Annotated in this window: 19 protein-coding genes; 12 read left to right on the forward strand and 7 right to left on the reverse strand. The window is 40.8% G+C overall.

Going from position 1 to position 14,962, the window contains the following annotated elements; all coding sequences use genetic code 11:
* The first annotated feature begins 160 nt into the window (after positions 1-160).
* From ACFO6W_RS03415 to ACFO6W_RS03430, 4 genes are all read left to right on the forward strand, one after another.
* On the forward strand, positions 161-748 hold the full coding sequence (locus ACFO6W_RS03415; RefSeq protein ID WP_379993942.1) for a DJ-1/PfpI family protein: 588 nt from the start codon (positions 161-163) through the stop codon (positions 746-748).
* A gap of 283 nt (positions 749-1,031) precedes the next feature.
* A complete protein-coding gene (locus ACFO6W_RS03420) occupies positions 1,032-1,475 on the forward strand; it encodes an AAA family ATPase (protein ID WP_379993943.1) in 444 nt (147 codons plus the stop codon).
* A gap of 259 nt (positions 1,476-1,734) precedes the next feature.
* Positions 1,735-2,310 carry a JAB domain-containing protein gene (locus tag ACFO6W_RS03425; RefSeq protein ID WP_379993944.1) on the forward strand — a complete coding sequence of 192 codons (576 nt, stop codon included), beginning with the start codon at positions 1,735-1,737 and terminating at the stop codon, positions 2,308-2,310.
* A 54-nt stretch (positions 2,311-2,364) separates the two neighbouring features.
* Entirely contained in the window at positions 2,365-3,108 is a 744-nt protein-coding gene (locus ACFO6W_RS03430) for an ATP synthase subunit B family protein (RefSeq protein WP_379993945.1), read from the forward strand.
* Between the two features lie 287 nt (positions 3,109-3,395).
* Here the strand turns inward: ACFO6W_RS03430 and ACFO6W_RS03435 are convergent, their stop codons facing one another.
* The 5 genes from ACFO6W_RS03435 to ACFO6W_RS03455 form a co-directional block, all read right to left on the reverse strand.
* Positions 3,396-4,271: a hypothetical protein gene (locus ACFO6W_RS03435; RefSeq protein WP_379993946.1), complete on the reverse strand. Its 876-nt coding sequence runs from the start codon at positions 4,269-4,271 to the stop codon at positions 3,396-3,398.
* Between the two features lie 103 nt (positions 4,272-4,374).
* Positions 4,375-5,409: a head maturation protease, ClpP-related gene (locus ACFO6W_RS03440; protein WP_379993947.1), complete on the reverse strand. Its 1,035-nt coding sequence runs from the start codon at positions 5,407-5,409 to the stop codon at positions 4,375-4,377.
* Positions 5,406-5,627: a hypothetical protein gene (locus ACFO6W_RS03445; RefSeq protein ID WP_379993948.1), complete on the reverse strand. Its 222-nt coding sequence runs from the start codon at positions 5,625-5,627 to the stop codon at positions 5,406-5,408. The genes ACFO6W_RS03440 and ACFO6W_RS03445 overlap by 4 nt, the downstream gene beginning before the upstream one ends.
* A gap of 2 nt (positions 5,628-5,629) precedes the next feature.
* Entirely contained in the window at positions 5,630-6,079 is a 450-nt protein-coding gene (locus tag ACFO6W_RS03450) for a hypothetical protein (protein ID WP_379993949.1), read from the reverse strand.
* A 3-nt stretch (positions 6,080-6,082) separates the two neighbouring features.
* Positions 6,083-7,894: a phage tail tape measure protein gene (locus tag ACFO6W_RS03455; RefSeq protein WP_379993950.1), complete on the reverse strand. Its 1,812-nt coding sequence runs from the start codon at positions 7,892-7,894 to the stop codon at positions 6,083-6,085.
* Between the two features lie 549 nt (positions 7,895-8,443).
* Between ACFO6W_RS03455 and ACFO6W_RS03460 the strand changes: the two genes are divergently transcribed.
* Complete coding sequence (locus ACFO6W_RS03460) at positions 8,444-10,153, forward strand: hypothetical protein (protein WP_379993951.1); 1,710 nt, start codon at positions 8,444-8,446, stop codon at positions 10,151-10,153.
* A complete protein-coding gene (locus tag ACFO6W_RS03465; protein ID WP_379993952.1) occupies positions 10,153-11,499 on the forward strand; it encodes a hypothetical protein in 1,347 nt (448 codons plus the stop codon). Before ACFO6W_RS03460 ends, ACFO6W_RS03465 begins: the two co-directional genes overlap by 1 nt.
* 161 nt (positions 11,500-11,660) lie before the next feature.
* Here the strand turns inward: ACFO6W_RS03465 and ACFO6W_RS03470 are convergent, their stop codons facing one another.
* Both ACFO6W_RS03470 and ACFO6W_RS03475 read right to left on the reverse strand, forming a co-directional pair.
* The gene (locus ACFO6W_RS03470; RefSeq protein WP_379993953.1) at positions 11,661-11,837 is read right to left on the reverse strand and encodes a hypothetical protein; all 177 of its coding nucleotides are present in this window, start codon (positions 11,835-11,837) and stop codon (positions 11,661-11,663) included.
* A 13-nt stretch (positions 11,838-11,850) separates the two neighbouring features.
* Positions 11,851-12,225: a hypothetical protein gene (locus tag ACFO6W_RS03475; RefSeq protein ID WP_379993954.1), complete on the reverse strand. Its 375-nt coding sequence runs from the start codon at positions 12,223-12,225 to the stop codon at positions 11,851-11,853.
* Here ACFO6W_RS03475 and ACFO6W_RS03480 point away from each other — a divergent pair.
* From ACFO6W_RS03480 to ACFO6W_RS03505, 6 genes are all read left to right on the forward strand, one after another.
* The gene (locus ACFO6W_RS03480) at positions 12,225-12,371 is read left to right on the forward strand and encodes a TrkA C-terminal domain-containing protein (RefSeq protein ID WP_379993955.1); all 147 of its coding nucleotides are present in this window, start codon (positions 12,225-12,227) and stop codon (positions 12,369-12,371) included. The two genes, ACFO6W_RS03475 and ACFO6W_RS03480, sit on opposite strands and share 1 nt — an antisense overlap.
* A gap of 178 nt (positions 12,372-12,549) precedes the next feature.
* Positions 12,550-12,762, forward strand: coding sequence for a hypothetical protein (locus ACFO6W_RS03485; RefSeq protein WP_379993956.1), 213 nt, complete (start codon positions 12,550-12,552; stop codon positions 12,760-12,762).
* Positions 12,737-13,090 (forward strand): tRNA lysidine(34) synthetase, encoded by a 354-nt coding sequence (locus ACFO6W_RS03490; protein ID WP_379993957.1) that lies wholly within the window; start codon positions 12,737-12,739, stop codon positions 13,088-13,090. The genes ACFO6W_RS03485 and ACFO6W_RS03490 overlap by 26 nt, the downstream gene beginning before the upstream one ends.
* Positions 13,050-13,718 carry a phosphoadenosine phosphosulfate reductase domain-containing protein gene (locus ACFO6W_RS03495; protein WP_379993958.1) on the forward strand — a complete coding sequence of 223 codons (669 nt, stop codon included), beginning with the start codon at positions 13,050-13,052 and terminating at the stop codon, positions 13,716-13,718. The genes ACFO6W_RS03490 and ACFO6W_RS03495 overlap by 41 nt, the downstream gene beginning before the upstream one ends.
* A 105-nt stretch (positions 13,719-13,823) precedes the next feature.
* Positions 13,824-14,177, forward strand: coding sequence for a hypothetical protein (locus tag ACFO6W_RS03500; protein ID WP_379993959.1), 354 nt, complete (start codon positions 13,824-13,826; stop codon positions 14,175-14,177).
* Between the two features lie 5 nt (positions 14,178-14,182).
* A complete protein-coding gene (locus ACFO6W_RS03505) occupies positions 14,183-14,833 on the forward strand; it encodes a hypothetical protein (RefSeq protein ID WP_379993960.1) in 651 nt (216 codons plus the stop codon).
* Positions 14,834-14,962 lie beyond the last annotated feature (129 nt).

Genomic DNA, 14,962 nt, shown 5'->3' on the forward strand with positions numbered 1-14,962 from the left:
CTTAGGTCAGTAATGATTCTGTATGATGAAGCTCCAATCAAGTTGATTGAATTTTCAAAAAATAAGAAATAAAGAATCGAAAAGCGGGACACTGAATAACTTTGACTGTAAGGTGAGAAGAATAAAACTATCAAGATTTTAACAAATACTTTTGAAAAGTATGCAAAATAAGAAAGTATTAGTGTTTCTGGCAAAAGCATTTGAAACCATGGAGTTTTGTGCTTTTATAGATATTCTTGGTTGGGCCAGAGTTGATTATGGACATAACCTGTTCGTTGACACTTGTGGTTTTACTGAAAAAGTTATAAGTACTTTCAATGTACCTGTAATAGTCGATAAAACCATTGGAGAAATAAACGTTGACGAATATGACGCCTTAGCAATACCTGGTGGATTTGGGGAATTTGGTTTTTATGAAGAAGCATACGATGAAAGATTCTTAAAATTAATAAGGGAATTTAATGCAAAAGGTAAAATTATTGCCACAGTATGTTCCGGAGCATTCCCTGTAGCAAAAAGTGAAGTTCTCAAGAATCGGAAAGCAACTACTTACCACCTAAAAAACGGTTATTGGCAAGAAAAACTGAAAGAATTTGGAGTGATTGTTGTGAACGAACCGATAGTAGTGGATGGTAATATTATTACGTCTTATTGTCCGGAGACAGCTCCAAATGTCGCATTTGAATTATTAAAAATGCTGACTTCAGAAGAAGAAATGACTGTAATAAAAAAAGTGATGGGATTTTAAGGAGAATGCTAATGAATGTATATATTTATCTGAACGCAAAGCTATATTCCAAGAATAAAAGGTCAAGGCTGAAATATTCTTTCCATAAATGAAGAGCGGTTGCCAAATCATTACCCAAATCCTCTTAAATTCCATCTAACATCCTGTTTGTATGGAGTCTACATCCAATTTATTCATATTAGAAGAAGTAAACTTAGACTACTTTTGTGTTTATGTATGAGGAATATATGAAATATGTTAAAGGATTTAGTAACTTTGCATACGCTTTAAAGTATGTGAATTCATGAAATATAAAATTATCAGTGTCGAATCAAGAAAAGGAGGAGTAGGTAAAACTACCGCTGCATTAAATTTATCTGCCCTATTAGTCGAAAGAGGCTACAAAACTCTGTTGTTAGATGTAGATATAACGGGTACAAGTATTGAAGGTTCGTACAACTCTGCCTTTTGGAAAGGAAAAATTAACTCCATTAAACAGAATAAAAAAGATATCAACCTATTAAAAATATTTCATGATGTTTTTCTGAAAGGAGAAGGCTTGCCTGAATTCTCATTTGAAAATGGGAGCAATAATGAAATTGGTGTATTCAATACTGAAAACAACAACAATTTTATTATCTCTCCCAATAAGATTAACATATTCAACTCCGAAATCTATAATGATGATTCAAGTTTGATTTGCGACCCAATTAAATCGGCATTTCAAATCCCACAAATTTCAAAATAGCGGAAACACGCATTAAAATTTGTTAAAACGTTATCTGTAAACGTATGTGGACATGTTTTTAACAAATCGAAAACATGTATAAATATCCAAAATAAAAAAACAAATCGTACAAATTCTGCTCTTAATCACTAGTTAAAATATCTTAATTTATTGCATATCCAAAACTAAATACCTTACTTTGCCCCTGTCTGATACATATTAATCTTGGGCAAAAGAAATCAACCGATTTTATTTAAACAAGATATAAGGGAACGCCCCTATGATGGCCGGAACGAAAGAACCGGCGACTATCCGCCCTGCGTATATGTGTCAGACACATCTACGGGGGCGTTCTTATTTTATCGCAATTCTTATAAAAATGTCTGACAATAAGAATTCAACAAAGGCTTACAAACTGCCTGAAATCAAAGTTTCGTACAACGCCGACCCATCGGACAAAATGAAAACAATAATCGATACGGAAGACGCCGCAAAAACATTCTTACCGGTATTCAACGGGTTTATGAGGCATCACGAGGAAGTATGGGTTATGTACCTGAACCACGGACTAAAGGTTATAGGCGTATCGCAGATAAGTAAGGGGGGTTATTCCGGGACGGTTATAGATATCCGTATAATCATTCAAATAGCGTTGCAATGTAACTCCTCGCGCATCATAATGGCGCATAACCACCCGTCGGGCAACCTGAAAGAAAGCGCCGAAGATATCGAGGCTATAAAATCCCTGAAGACAGCCTGCAACTATTTAAATATAGAACTAATAGATAGTATGATACTTACCGATATAGGCTACAATAGTATAATGCTGAACAGCATACATTTATTTAATCGATAAGCTAAACAAAAGGGCTTAACCGCGTGTTAAGCCCTTAATAAATACCTTAATAGTATGCAAGATAAGCAAAAAGCAATAGAAGCTATCAGCTACCAGGTGACGGACGGACTGACCGTATTTGTACACCCGGCGCCCGAACACGGATACCTGATGACTACCAGGCAGGTAGCCAACGGCTACGATGTAGACGAAAACAGTATAAGAAAACACCTGCAACGGAGGGCCGACGAATTTACAGAGGGCAAACACTACCTTAGAGGCGTGAATGTGAGTAATATAGAGGAGGGGGACAATTTGTCCCCCTTGTCCCATCCGGATGCTATATTCTGGACAAAACGGGGCGTTATCCGCCTGGGCTTTACAGCCAGGGGCGAACGCGCCCGGCTGTTCCGCGACTGGGCGGAGGAACTGATTATAAACCAGACGGAATATGCCGACGCCCGTCTCAAGGAACTGGACCGCCGCGCCTATATCCTGATGCAGCAGCAGGTAAGCCGCCAGGAGGACGAGGTAAGGGCGTTATTCGAAGGCGCACGCAACAACGCGGGCAATTTTTACCGCCTCTACAAACGCCCGGAGATACAGGAACAGGCAAAGAAGGCAACAGCCGCCAAAGAGCGCGACGAACGCCGCCGCAAAGCGGAACAGGCAAAGGAAAGGAACCGGGAGAAGAAAGCCGGGGAGGCGAAAGCCAAAAAGACGGAGGCTTTCCGTAGGGATATACTTATCGACATTATGGAGATAGAGGACAAAGACCTCCGCCTGCGTATCGCGGGCAAGCTGATGAAAAACGTTTAAACCCTGTTTAAACGCGTATCTTTCCAAATTTAAAATTCCTGCAAAGGCGGTTCCCCGGAACCGCCTTTGCTTGTGTTCACATTTTGTGAATACCCTATAAATACGCCGGAGGGCAAACAGCATTTTACAGCCATCCGCCCTCCGGGGGCGTCCGGGACGCATCCCCGACACCACAAAGATAGGTATAAAAACGATATAAACAATACCTACGGCAAAAAAAAACGGGGCTTGCAGCCGTCACGCTACAAACCCCGTCAAATACAAATATATGGAAAGAAACAAAAATACTATGCCGCGCCACTCACAATGGCGGCTATTCCCTTGTTGCGGATAGGCACGGCTACGAAGCGTTTTTCAAAGCCTACGATAGTCGCCCTTTCGCGCGGGTCTTTCTCGGTAGAGTAGAGCGTTACCACGCCGTCGGCCTTCATCACCTCCTCGCCCTGGAAGGCAAGGGAGCTAAAGCCGTCACCGTCGGTCGGAGCCGAGCCGAAAGCCTTCTTAGTCATGTTGCTGAGGTTGTAATATGCCGTTTTGGAGAATTGCAGCACGTTGAACCCCGCCAGGCGTTTCGGTTCCCCGTTCACCACGTCGGCAATATCCTTGAACATCTTGGTGTCGATCAGGATCAGGTCGGTAACGTGCGAGGGGTGCAGCACCAGGTAGCGGCTGTCGAGGGGCACGTCGTTGTTATCGAATCGTTCCTTCAGAAGGAGCAAATCCTCTATCCTTAGCCGCTTGCGCGCGCCTGACGTTTCGCCCGTTGTCAGTATTACCGGTGTGTCCTCCGTGTCGCCGTTGGGCGCGTAGGCGTGCGCGGCCTTTGCCCCGGTTGTTGCGCGGAGCGTGTTGCGGTGTCCCATCAGCACGCTCTCCAGTTGGTTGTAGCTGTATTCTATTACCTCCGGGTGGCGCACGAGCGTGTTCTCAGTCTCGAACTTGTCCAGCTCGATACTGATGGGTGTATCCACCCGCTGGTTGACGACTATGGGATACGTCGTGTTATTAATAAGCACCTGCGGGTCTATGCCCGCTTCCGCCATGTTGATAGCGTGTTTTTCCACCATCGCGCTAAAGTCCTTCACATATTTAAGGAAGGAACTATCCGGGTAGAATTTTTCCATTATTTGTTTCACCCAAATTTCTTGTTGTAAACCTGCCATAATCCTATTATTTTTATTGTTTTGGTATAATTATATTACTTGCTGTAAAAAACCGCTCTTAAACGGCTCTTAAACGCCTTATTTCCGATTGTGCGCTTTGCCCTTATTCCCCGTATTGCGCTTTTACGAGTTTTTTGTATAGTTCCGGGTTGTCGCGTAGCTCGTTCGGGGCGTTCTTGCGGTAGTCGTCGAGCGTCCACTCGCCCCGGGCTTTTATCCCGGATACGGAGGCCTCCGGGGTTCCTTTGCCCTGTATCTGCGACCTGATGGGAACGTAGGGCTTTATATCGCCGAGTACGCCCGTTAGTGTCGATACACCCATTTTGAGGCCTATGTCCTTGTATTTGCTGCGCTGCATGGCTGTTATCTTCCTGGCATCCACAGCCGCATCTATCAGCGCGTCAACCTGCGCTTCTGCGCTTGCGTTCACCTGTTTTTCCAGCGCGTCGAACTTATCTACAAGTGCCTGGACTACCTCCTCGTCGCTGCTTGCTTCCGTAACGCCTTGCAGGTCGAATGTATCTATCAGTTCCTTTTTCATGTTGTACTCGCTTTTAATGTTTAAACTCGCGGAAAACCGCTTATACACGCTATCAGCATGCATGTTTTTAGTAACCAGGGCGGCAACGCCTTTGGCTATCTGGCTTATTTTGCGGTCTGCCAGGTGGTAGCTGATAGCCTCATCGGCGTTCAACCAGTGGTCGACGCCGTCGAACCACATGTTTTTAACCTCTTCGGGCGTCAGGCCTGTCTTAGCCGCGTAACCCTTTATCATTTCGTTCTCTATGTCCCGCAATACCTTGATGTCGCCCTCTATCGCGTCGGCGTTGCCCTCCGCGTATGAATACGGGCGGTGTATCATGATCAGGGCATTGTCCGGTACTTCCACCTCATCAGCCGCCAATAACAGGAAAGACGCCATACTGGCCGCCATGCCGTCTACAACTATTTTAATATGTAACCCGCTTTGCTTCATAGCGTTGTACATAGCATTGCCGTCAAACACTTCACCGCCGGGCGAATGCAGCCGGATAACGACACCTTTGGCGCCGCTTTGCCTGGCTGCGTTCAGTTCGTCCGTAAACCATTGGGCGGTGACCTCGCGGCCTATCTGGCCGTAAACCTTGATTTCTTTCATTTTACTTTTGCTTTATTCATTTCTTTTTCAAACTCTTCTATCTGCTTTTTGTAAGGAATACCCAGGTAGTTATATACCGTTTTGATGCCGATAAAATATTTCGGATATATGTAATTTGCGTGTATATAATTAGAGGGTAACCCCTTCTTTTTATACATCTCGAATATTTCGCAAACATCCCTTACCTTTAGCAGGTGGTGGTATCGGTTGAAACCCATCTTTAACTCTCCCTTTCTATTATATAAAATAAAAACCGTCTATGGTACTCCGTAAACTTGACGACCAAATCCGGTTCTTCATCCGTCATCCAGTTGTCAAACATCATAAATACATCCATCACCGTGCGCGGGTTTGTCTTCTTGCTGAGGCGGTCGTATGCCGCCATCAGCTTGGCCAGGCGGTCAGCATCCAGTTCCGACTTTTGCCCGGACAGCGTTTTGTGCGCTTCCTGGAGTATCAGCTCCCGGATTTTCAACGGGGTTAATTCCATATCCCGCTTGCGTTCGTCCCACGTCCTTTCGCCGTCGCGGCCTTTCTTCCAGGCGATAATAGTTTGTTCGGTCACACCGAGCATATCCGCGATGTCGCGGCCTTTTTTACCCAGGCGTATATAATAATCTTCCGCGATATCGCGAATCTTATTCATCTCTGACTTTGTGCGTGTCTTCATAGCTTAATTATAACCTAGTTCTACATTACGGATAGCCCGGTAGCACATATCTACAAACCAGTCTTCGATCTGTTTGGCGTCCATATTTTGCAGGGAGGTGTTTTGCGTGTTTATCCCGCCTTTGTTGAATGCGTCGATATTTACGGTAATATTACGCGGAGCCTGCGCGGAACCGGTTACACGGTCTATAGAATTGCTAATGCCGGATATGTCGCCGTTATTAGTAGTTTCGGAAGTGTTCGGCGGGGTTGTAGGCGCGGGTAAAGCCTTATTATTCCAGGCTTTTTTTAAGTCCTCTCCGAGTTTTTCGAATGCTTTTGCCCGGCCAAGGAAGTTAAAGCGGTCGTAATTGTTTTCAAAGTCCAGGTGTTCGACGCGTTTCGCCGGATCTTGCCCCCAGTTCGCCGACTTCCTATAACTTTCCGTTATGCTATCGAATGTGTTATAATGCTCATTCTGACGCTTTTGTATATAATCCATCCTGTTTTGAAATTGCGCGTTATTCAATGAATCCAGTCCGGACGTCAGGTTTCCGTACTTCTCATATACGTCTGCTCTTTGCGAGTTTATTAGAGCCTGCTGTTTCTCTCCTTCTGATTTGCTGTTCCATGCCGCGCGGGAAACTACTTTGTCAGCTATATCCATCAGACTAAGCGCGTGAGGCAAAAACTTATTTCCCAGCCTGACCATAAGCGCGTCAATACGGTTGGATAGTTCTTTCTGACGCTCCAAAAAATCATTGTGCGCCTGGCTTAACGCCATATCGGCGTTATACCTTGAATCCTGGAACTCTTTAAGCATATCACGCAACCCGCCCGTTTTGTCCGTTGCCGCCTGTATCATGGCGATAAGCCCCTCTGAGCCTGTGAACTGGTTTTTAAGGTTAACTATCGCCTTGTCATCTTTCATTTTCATAAACTTGTCGTTCAGTTCCAGCATGATAACATCAGCCTGTTTTAGCTGCTTATTGGCGTCGAACATGTCGATACCCACGCGTTTAAAAGCCTTGATAGTGGAGGCTTTCGTCAGGTCGTTAAACAGCGATTTTGTTTGCGTGGCCGCTTCGGCTACGCTTCCCGTTTTGATGGTAAACATGGAAAACAGTTTGTTCGCTGTGTCGAATGACTGGTTGATAGACGCCGCGGAACCTGCAAAAACAGATTGCAGTTTTGCCAGTTCGTTAAACTCAACTTTCCCCACCTGCATGGCCGCATAGTTCGATTTATTGAAATCGTCCAGCTTGTCAACCCCTATGCGCCAGTTAACCATAGCTTTAGCCGTTCCCGCTACATAGTCGTCCATGCTCGTTTTCAGCAGTGAAGCAAATTCGCCCTGTTTCTCCACTATCGGGCGGGCTGCATCCCCGTAAATCCCGGCTGTAGATTGTAGTTCATTGAAAGCGTTAACCGTATTTTCGGGGTTGAACCCCTTTTTATATGCCGTGTCAAGCGTTATTTCCCGTAACCGGGTTAACTCCTCCTGGGGTTTGTCCAGGTTTAAGTTTGCCAGCCCTCTGAATTCATGGTTAAAATCGGCGGCGCGGCTTGTCGCTTTTGTAAATCCGGCGGCAAGGGCGGTAATTCCCGACCCGGCGGCAACGATAGGGTTAGCCATCAGGCGCAACCCGTTGTTAAGTACCGGGATTTCCGACGATATTGATTTAAAGTCCCTGGTCGCTGACGCCGAAAACTCATTTAAACGTGCCTGCATCTGGCTCGTTTCGGAGTTTATTTGCTTTTTAGCCTGCGTGAGTCCCATGCCGACCTTATTTTTAAGGTCAAGCACAAGTTCTATTTTTGACTGTCCTGATGCCATATATTTTTATGTATATTTGTACCGCTTATTTTCAATTCAGCGAATCATTTTTTTGCGAAAATAGGCAAACATACAATACCGTAACAGGCTGTAATACAAAAGTGTCCAACGGTTGCACACATATTTTGATATGTCAAAAAAAAGTTGTATAAAACAAAAAAAAGGCTCCGCGGAGTTGCGGAACCAAATACAATATAGTTAAATTTATTAACAATATACTCTTTGAAATTAAGATATTTTAAATATAGTTTTTTTCAAAAAATACCCGAAAAAAATAAAAATCCGAAAATCCGCTAAAACGCCACTTTGTTAAAAATTTTAACTATAATTATTTTAGTCTTTTCGGAATACTGAAAGCGTTATTCAATGCGGACTATGATAAATATACCTAGTTATTTAAACACCGTTTAAAAAAACTATAATAAAACTACGCTAAATTAAAATTTGTGCGATTTGTTTTTTTTGCATAAAAATTCACTTACACATCCAATCTATTTATACATGCGGGCTTTAATAAATAATTAACAATATGTTTTGCTTTTTAAATTTGTGGTATTTGAACTACCCCTTTTACCAAGAATACTTTTTGATGAATTGCATTCTTTTTGGTTAATTGACATGTTAGAATCATTGTGTGGTTCTTTTTCAGCCTGTGTAAATGATGAAAAAACTGTAATCATTTTAGATAATTCGCCCGGATATGTAGGATTAGGCAAAGCAATTCATGATTGGCTAACCGACATAGGGCCTGATTGTGGAAAATTCCTAACCATTTCATCATTAGATGTTCAAGATTTAAACTCTTGTCTTAATGCTATTCAAGCAATAGAAAATATTGTTGACAAGAAATTTGAAGGAACAAGATATTATCATCAATTAAAAGGTCTTAAAAATATCATTGAAGAGCCATCAAAAGAATCAAAAAAATTCTTTTTGAAGTTAGCTACTAATGAGGCTAAGAATGGACGGTATCAATATTTCAAAACCGAAAACCTTCAAAAACCAGAATTTTACACATATCAATCTTTAATTATCAATAAAGCGCCAAGAGAAATAAAATCAGACACACTGTACTATGATGTCAATAAATCATTAAAGGGCGATAATAACAAAAGAGTGATTTTGCAAATATTTTCTGGAGAACAAAGAGATAGAAAGCCTCAAAACGTTGTATACTTTGACAATTACATCCATTTCCAATTTGTTGAACCATTTATAGAAAAAATCAAATATGATAGAAATCGGGAATATTCTTCATTAAAAGGGTATTTTACAAGAATTGAGAACGAGATAGAAGAGAATCAACATCGAGAAATTGAAAATAGTTACTCCAAATTTTTGAATACGATTGATAACTACGAAAATACATTGTCTAAGTTGTTAGGGCGCTTAATGGAGAATGGTTATGATAATATTGTTCGATTAGTTGAAGAAAGATGGCATCCACGAACTCCATTAATTAAGACACAGCAAATATTTGAAAATTTGTGTTATGATACTTCATTTATCGAAAAATACTATAATATTAAAGATGATAAATATGAAAATGATATTGACGAAAAGTATTTTAGACATGAAATAGAAGAACTTTTTATGAATATTGAACATTTCGTTCGGGATGAATGGTTTTCATCGTATAAGAGAAGAATAAACCAATTTTCATTAGAAGCACTAAGCTTTTTTCTAGTCGAACCTTTTATTAAACGAGATTACCCTGAAAGAGAAGATTCTTTTTTTCGCTCAATATTAGTTTTGATATTGTCTATTCAGAATGAACGATTAAAGAGAAATAAAGACATAATACGGAATAAAAAGGGTAATAATTTTCAATTTTTTCTGGCTAATGAAAATATCACTTCTGAGGAAATTAGAAAATATCGTCATTTAACAAAAGAACTTCCGTTTAAGTATTTTGAAAAAAGACATTTCAATGAAGATATTTTTTTCTTTTTTGAAAAATCTGAAATGCTTCCAAGTTTTTACAATTCATTCTGCCATGCTCAAGCCCGACTTATTGATATGCATGATGATTTTAGATTTTTAATCACGATTCTTAAGAATGTAACGATTGATGAGCGAAATGAACGAACAATCATTTTCCCAAATATTCGAGATATTCTAGATGACGTTATTATTAAGAAAACTACCCCTTCTTCCTATGCTAACGAGAAAATATATAAGGAGTTTCAGGGCGCACAATATATGTCGGACTTTCGGGAAATTCTTGTCAACAATGTAATATCTAAATGGGGGCTATAATGGAATTTAGTTTAGACGACTACAAGGCAATACAGTCGAGGAATGAATTCTTTTACCCAAAGAATTTTTTACCTTTTAATGCGATTGATAAGTGTAAATATCAGGCGTTAGAACAGGAACACAAAGATAGGGGCTTAAAAATATCAGATACATTTGAAGGGTTACGTTTACGTACGGGAAAAGAATATTTCCACAAGGTATATCCGGCACAAAGTTCAGCATTAAATTTTTCAGAATCATCTTTTCCGACATATCGTTTTCTCATGCCTGATGTACTTACGGATGATTGGTTGGCTATCGTAGATTTTCATAAGAAATTTAGCAGAGACCATGCGTTACATCAGCCTCTGACATCGTATATTGTTTTTCGACTTTTAGGGGGTGGTATCTCGGATAAATCTCTTCAAATAAATGGAAAATTTCTACTCGATTTATGCGTTGAACAAGTTCTTAGTTCTCCCTATACCCAATACATAAGAGATTATCTGTTAAACCTGGATGCACAATCTGATTTATTGGATAAGACGGAGTTATCAAAAGAAATTTGGAAGAGCTTATTCTATGAAACAGCGATGGTTGCGGCTATATTTCATGATATTGGATATCCGTGGCAATATATAAACAGATTAAGTAACAGCCTAAAGACAAGCGATTTTAATTTGAAGCATTTGCCGTCAAATGCAAAATATATTAGAGATACCTTTAAAAATAGGTTGATTATGTATCCATTCTTTGGCTACAAATTGCCTTCATATAATACCCCTTGCAACTGGGAGGAGAAACTATTGAATTTATTATCAGATTCCTTATCCAAAACACATGGATTTCCCGGAGCATTGGGCTTTCTATATTTGAATGACTTGGTTAGAAAGTATCCATATTCTTCTAATCTATCGACACAGCAACTATGTGTGGAATGGGCTGCATTGGGAATTATGATGCATGATATGAAAGGTATATATTGGGGAAAAGGGAAAACAAATCAACCGGAAAATGATTCTCTTCGATTAGTTTTTGATAAAGACCCGTTGTCCTGCATTATCGCTTTTGCCGATGTTTTACAAGATTTTGAAAGACCTATGGTAAAATTCGACATTAATGTCAATGATAAAGGAAGTCTGTTTAACTATGATTTTTCCTGTCAATCGACAAGAATATCAGTTATAAACGATGCGATAGAAATCCGATATAATTTTAAAAAGGAAGAATATAGAATTGTGAATATTGATTTTAAAAAGGAAGAAGAAAAAGAATACTTTGACCCTCAATATGGATATGTGGACTTTTCTCCAATCGGAATAAAAAAGATAAAATTAATATGTGATTTGCAGCCGTCTGTTGTATAGATTACTCCAGATTGCAAAAATAAACGGCAAGACGTGATGTCCTGCCGTTTGCTTTTTAGGTAGTTGGTATTTCCAACATTTTTATAATCTCCGACTCCCTCCCTATAAAGTATCTTCCCCTTAATCTGAATGAACGGTATCTTCCCCGTGTCTCGCCAATCCTATAAGGTGCGGGACGAAATATGCAGCATCCCGCAAACATCTTTATTCGTCAGGTACTTTTCACCGTTCAGGTGTGGGGTGCGGTTTTTCAGGGCTTGCCCGATGGTATCTAACAGTCCTTCCAAAGCCGTAAAAAACGAAGTGATTTCGTTTGATTTGTTATCCAATATCTCCATAGCATTATTTTGTTTAATTACGCATATAATAGCCCCAAGACGATAGATTCAACACATCCAACCGTGCATCATAAGCGATGCTTAGCTGCATAGCTGTCATACAACTGTTCAAACTGTTTATAAACCCGTTCATAATAGAAAATATTCCAGGTATTTGGGGTAAAGTCCTGGCCACCGTGTTGACGCTTACATACATGGCCCCGTTATTACGCGCTATAATAATGAAGAAAAACAGGTCGGACGAGTTCCGGAAATTGTAGGATAAACAGTCCTCGAACCACGTGGCCCTGGTTATCCTTATCTTATTCCGTGTAGCCTTGTGTTTCTCTGTCGTTATATTCGAATTGCATATACTATTCCCGTCTTCATCCATAACGGCAATAATCATTGCTATCGCTTAGTATAGACCGGGGAAACGAATCCATACCGAGTTTCAACGCGGGCTTCGTATTCCATGAAAGCGATGTGGTATGGATTGCCGGGGAAACGGATAAGTTAGCGTCATTTGAAGCCAATATCAACAAGCTGTTTTAGTTGAGAAAAATTTATTTTTGACGGGCTTGCTTCTTATCTCATATTTTAATAGCAGAAAGTCCCGATTACCTCAAATCATATTTAAGGACGAAGTCCTTTAAGTCTTAAATCAGAGTTAAAATAACCGGATAACAACAGGGTAACCAAAATTGGTTATCCTGTCTTATTTTTATTAGATATGGCAAAAACATTAGACAAGCGTATAAAAAACGTAATGGGGAGCAATATTCTGGCTCCCTTTTTTATTATTGAAGGGCTGAATATAACCAAGCAGGTTATAGACCAATTACCCGATGACCAGTTATATAAGCAATTCGGGGGATTGTACCATGCACAGGATATCCGTAACTTCTACAAAGCCATGCATGAAAAGCTCAATGACAATTCCTGACTTCGACCTGCACTCATATGATAAGTATGTTGTTTGCTTTAGCTCTGGAAAAGACTCGATAGCAATATTTTTGTATTTACTTGATAATAAGATTCTTAAAGAGAAAATAGAGCTATGGCATTCAAACGTCGATGGTATAGGTAAAACCTTTTTCGATTGGGAAATCACACCGGACTATTGCAGGAAATTCGCAGCAGCATTCGGGGTAAAGATATACTTCCAGTGGAAAGAAGGAGGGTTTAAGCGGGAACTACTCCGGGAGAACAGCCTTACCGCTCCGGTCTGCTTTGAAATGGAAGACGGTACAATCGGGAAAGAAAGCGACTAGGCGGAAATTCCCCCAGCAATCTCCGGATTTGAGTGTACGCTGGTGTTCAGGTTACCTTAAAATTGATGTCTGCTCATGTGCAATCCGCAACCAGGAACGGTTTAAAGGTATCCGTACCCTTGTCCTATCAGGAGAAAGAGGGGAAGAGTCTCCGCAACGGGCTAAATACCCGGTCTTTGAGCCGGACAGGGCTGACCTCAGAAATGGAAAGGCTTTTCAGCGTCATGTTGACCGCCTGCGCCCGGTCCGTGACTGGAAAGAGGCTGAGGTATGGGCTATAATTGAGAAATACAGGGTACGGGTACATCCCTGCTATTATATGGGCTGGGGACGCTGCTCGTGCAAATTCTGCATTTTTGCCAACCGGAATCAGTTCGCCAGCGCGGCAAGGATTAGCCCGCTTATTGCCGTGGAAATAATCGATTATGAAATTGAATTCGGGTGTACGATAAACAGGCAATATGATTTACCTGCATTAATTCAGACAGGGACTGCTTATAAATCAATTACAGAGGAATTAATTGACCTGGCAACAAGCTATAATTATGACCAACTGGTAATAATCCCGGAATCAGAACCATGGCTCCTTCCAGCTGGCGCATTTAGTGAAAACTGCGGGGTTCCGTAATTACGGCCTGCATACAAACATATTTTTATTACAAGGGCTATTATTAAGTAAACCCGGTTAACGCCATTTACTCTCTGGAATAATAAACAAAAAACATTCTTGCAAATGAAAAAAAATCTATCCGCATCCGATATTCAGGTACTGGAAGGCCTGGTAAATATTCCGGAAGATATACTTCTAACTTTGAATAATCTTGGTTTAATCGATACGTCTTCTGTACTAAATATCATTATCAGAAATGAATATCAAACATTGATTAAAGATGGCTCCTGCCTCAAAAAAGATGCTGTAATACTTTTGGGTAAGAAGTACGGCATATCAAAAAGCAGTATTGAGATAATTGTCTACAAAAAAGAAATGAATAAAAAGAAGCAATGCCCATCCTGTAATAAGGAGGTATCGAAGTACAAATACCTGAAGAACGACGGGCTTTGCGATAGTTGCAACCTTAAAAAATAGAGATTATGCAGAATAACTGGCCGGAAAAGGATTACAGGCTGGCAGTGCTATTGCGGATATGGTGGTGGATTCCGCTCATATTCGTTATCGCTACCGGAGTGATTAAGGATTGTGCCGGCAATGGAATAGACCCGATGGATGACAGTATCCTTAAAAATACCGGAATTGTCGGGCATGTTATGGTAATGGACAGTACCTATAACGGATTCAGGGTCGTTTATGTGACAGCGGGACCTGTGACGGGAGAAAGGCTTGAAGAAATAAAATCGAGGGAGCATATTACCGGGGCGTTTGAAAGGTTACAGCATGATGCACCCGTCCATTTCGGAAGCCTGCTTGAAACGGATATCTATGACTTTGCTGTCTTTGCAAAGAAATACGACACGGATAAAGACATCAAAATCCACAATATATTCGTAGAAGGCCCACAGAAGAAGAACTTATACCTCGGGCCAAATCCCATGATAGAAAACCCGGCCGTATGGATCGATGAAAATACGGACCAGGGGGTACAGTACCTGAAAAGCGACGATATTTATTTCCTGTATGATAAGCCCGGCAGGATTTACAGGTATTGGAAATGCCGGGGAATCCATTCGATGTCCGCTACCGACGAGCGTTTCAGCCACTTTTCAGAAGACGAAAGGATCCGGTAAAAAAGATATGCCAACCCTGTATATATTGGTAATCCCCGCTAAAAAAATAACAGTAGAAATATTTGTTCCCATAGTTTAAATAAGGTATTTTTGTTTTGATATTTTTGATAAAATGATTGGATTATAGAT

Source organism: Dysgonomonas termitidis (assembly GCF_042654545.1).
GTDB lineage: Bacteria > Bacteroidota > Bacteroidia > Bacteroidales > Dysgonomonadaceae > Dysgonomonas > Dysgonomonas termitidis.

Bases quoted from the DNA above. Each gene is read 5' to 3' on its own strand.
- ACFO6W_RS03450 (WP_379993949.1), bottom strand. From the start codon at position 6,079: ATGAAGACACGCACAAAGTCAGAGATGAATAAGATTCGCGATATCGCG.
- ACFO6W_RS03455 (WP_379993950.1), bottom strand. From the start codon at position 7,894: ATGGCATCAGGACAGTCAAAAATAGAACTTGTGCTTGACCTTAAAAAT.
- ACFO6W_RS03420 (WP_379993943.1), top strand. From the start codon at position 1,032: ATGAAATATAAAATTATCAGTGTCGAATCAAGAAAAGGAGGAGTAGGT.
- ACFO6W_RS03505 (WP_379993960.1), top strand. From the start codon at position 14,183: ATGCAGAATAACTGGCCGGAAAAGGATTACAGGCTGGCAGTGCTATTG.
- ACFO6W_RS03440 (WP_379993947.1), bottom strand. From the start codon at position 5,409: ATGAAAGAAATCAAGGTTTACGGCCAGATAGGCCGCGAGGTCACCGCC.
- ACFO6W_RS03490 (WP_379993957.1), top strand. From the start codon at position 12,737: ATGAAAAGCTCAATGACAATTCCTGACTTCGACCTGCACTCATATGAT.
- ACFO6W_RS03415 (WP_379993942.1), top strand. From the start codon at position 161: ATGCAAAATAAGAAAGTATTAGTGTTTCTGGCAAAAGCATTTGAAACC.
- ACFO6W_RS03465 (WP_379993952.1), top strand. From the start codon at position 10,153: ATGGAATTTAGTTTAGACGACTACAAGGCAATACAGTCGAGGAATGAA.
- ACFO6W_RS03500 (WP_379993959.1), top strand. From the start codon at position 13,824: ATGAAAAAAAATCTATCCGCATCCGATATTCAGGTACTGGAAGGCCTG.
- ACFO6W_RS03470 (WP_379993953.1), bottom strand. From the start codon at position 11,837: ATGGAGATATTGGATAACAAATCAAACGAAATCACTTCGTTTTTTACG.
- ACFO6W_RS03485 (WP_379993956.1), top strand. From the start codon at position 12,550: ATGGCAAAAACATTAGACAAGCGTATAAAAAACGTAATGGGGAGCAAT.
- ACFO6W_RS03435 (WP_379993946.1), bottom strand. From the start codon at position 4,271: ATGGCAGGTTTACAACAAGAAATTTGGGTGAAACAAATAATGGAAAAA.
- ACFO6W_RS03425 (WP_379993944.1), top strand. From the start codon at position 1,735: ATGATGGCCGGAACGAAAGAACCGGCGACTATCCGCCCTGCGTATATG.
- ACFO6W_RS03430 (WP_379993945.1), top strand. From the start codon at position 2,365: ATGCAAGATAAGCAAAAAGCAATAGAAGCTATCAGCTACCAGGTGACG.
- ACFO6W_RS03445 (WP_379993948.1), bottom strand. From the start codon at position 5,627: ATGGGTTTCAACCGATACCACCACCTGCTAAAGGTAAGGGATGTTTGC.
- ACFO6W_RS03475 (WP_379993954.1), bottom strand. From the start codon at position 12,225: ATGATTATTGCCGTTATGGATGAAGACGGGAATAGTATATGCAATTCG.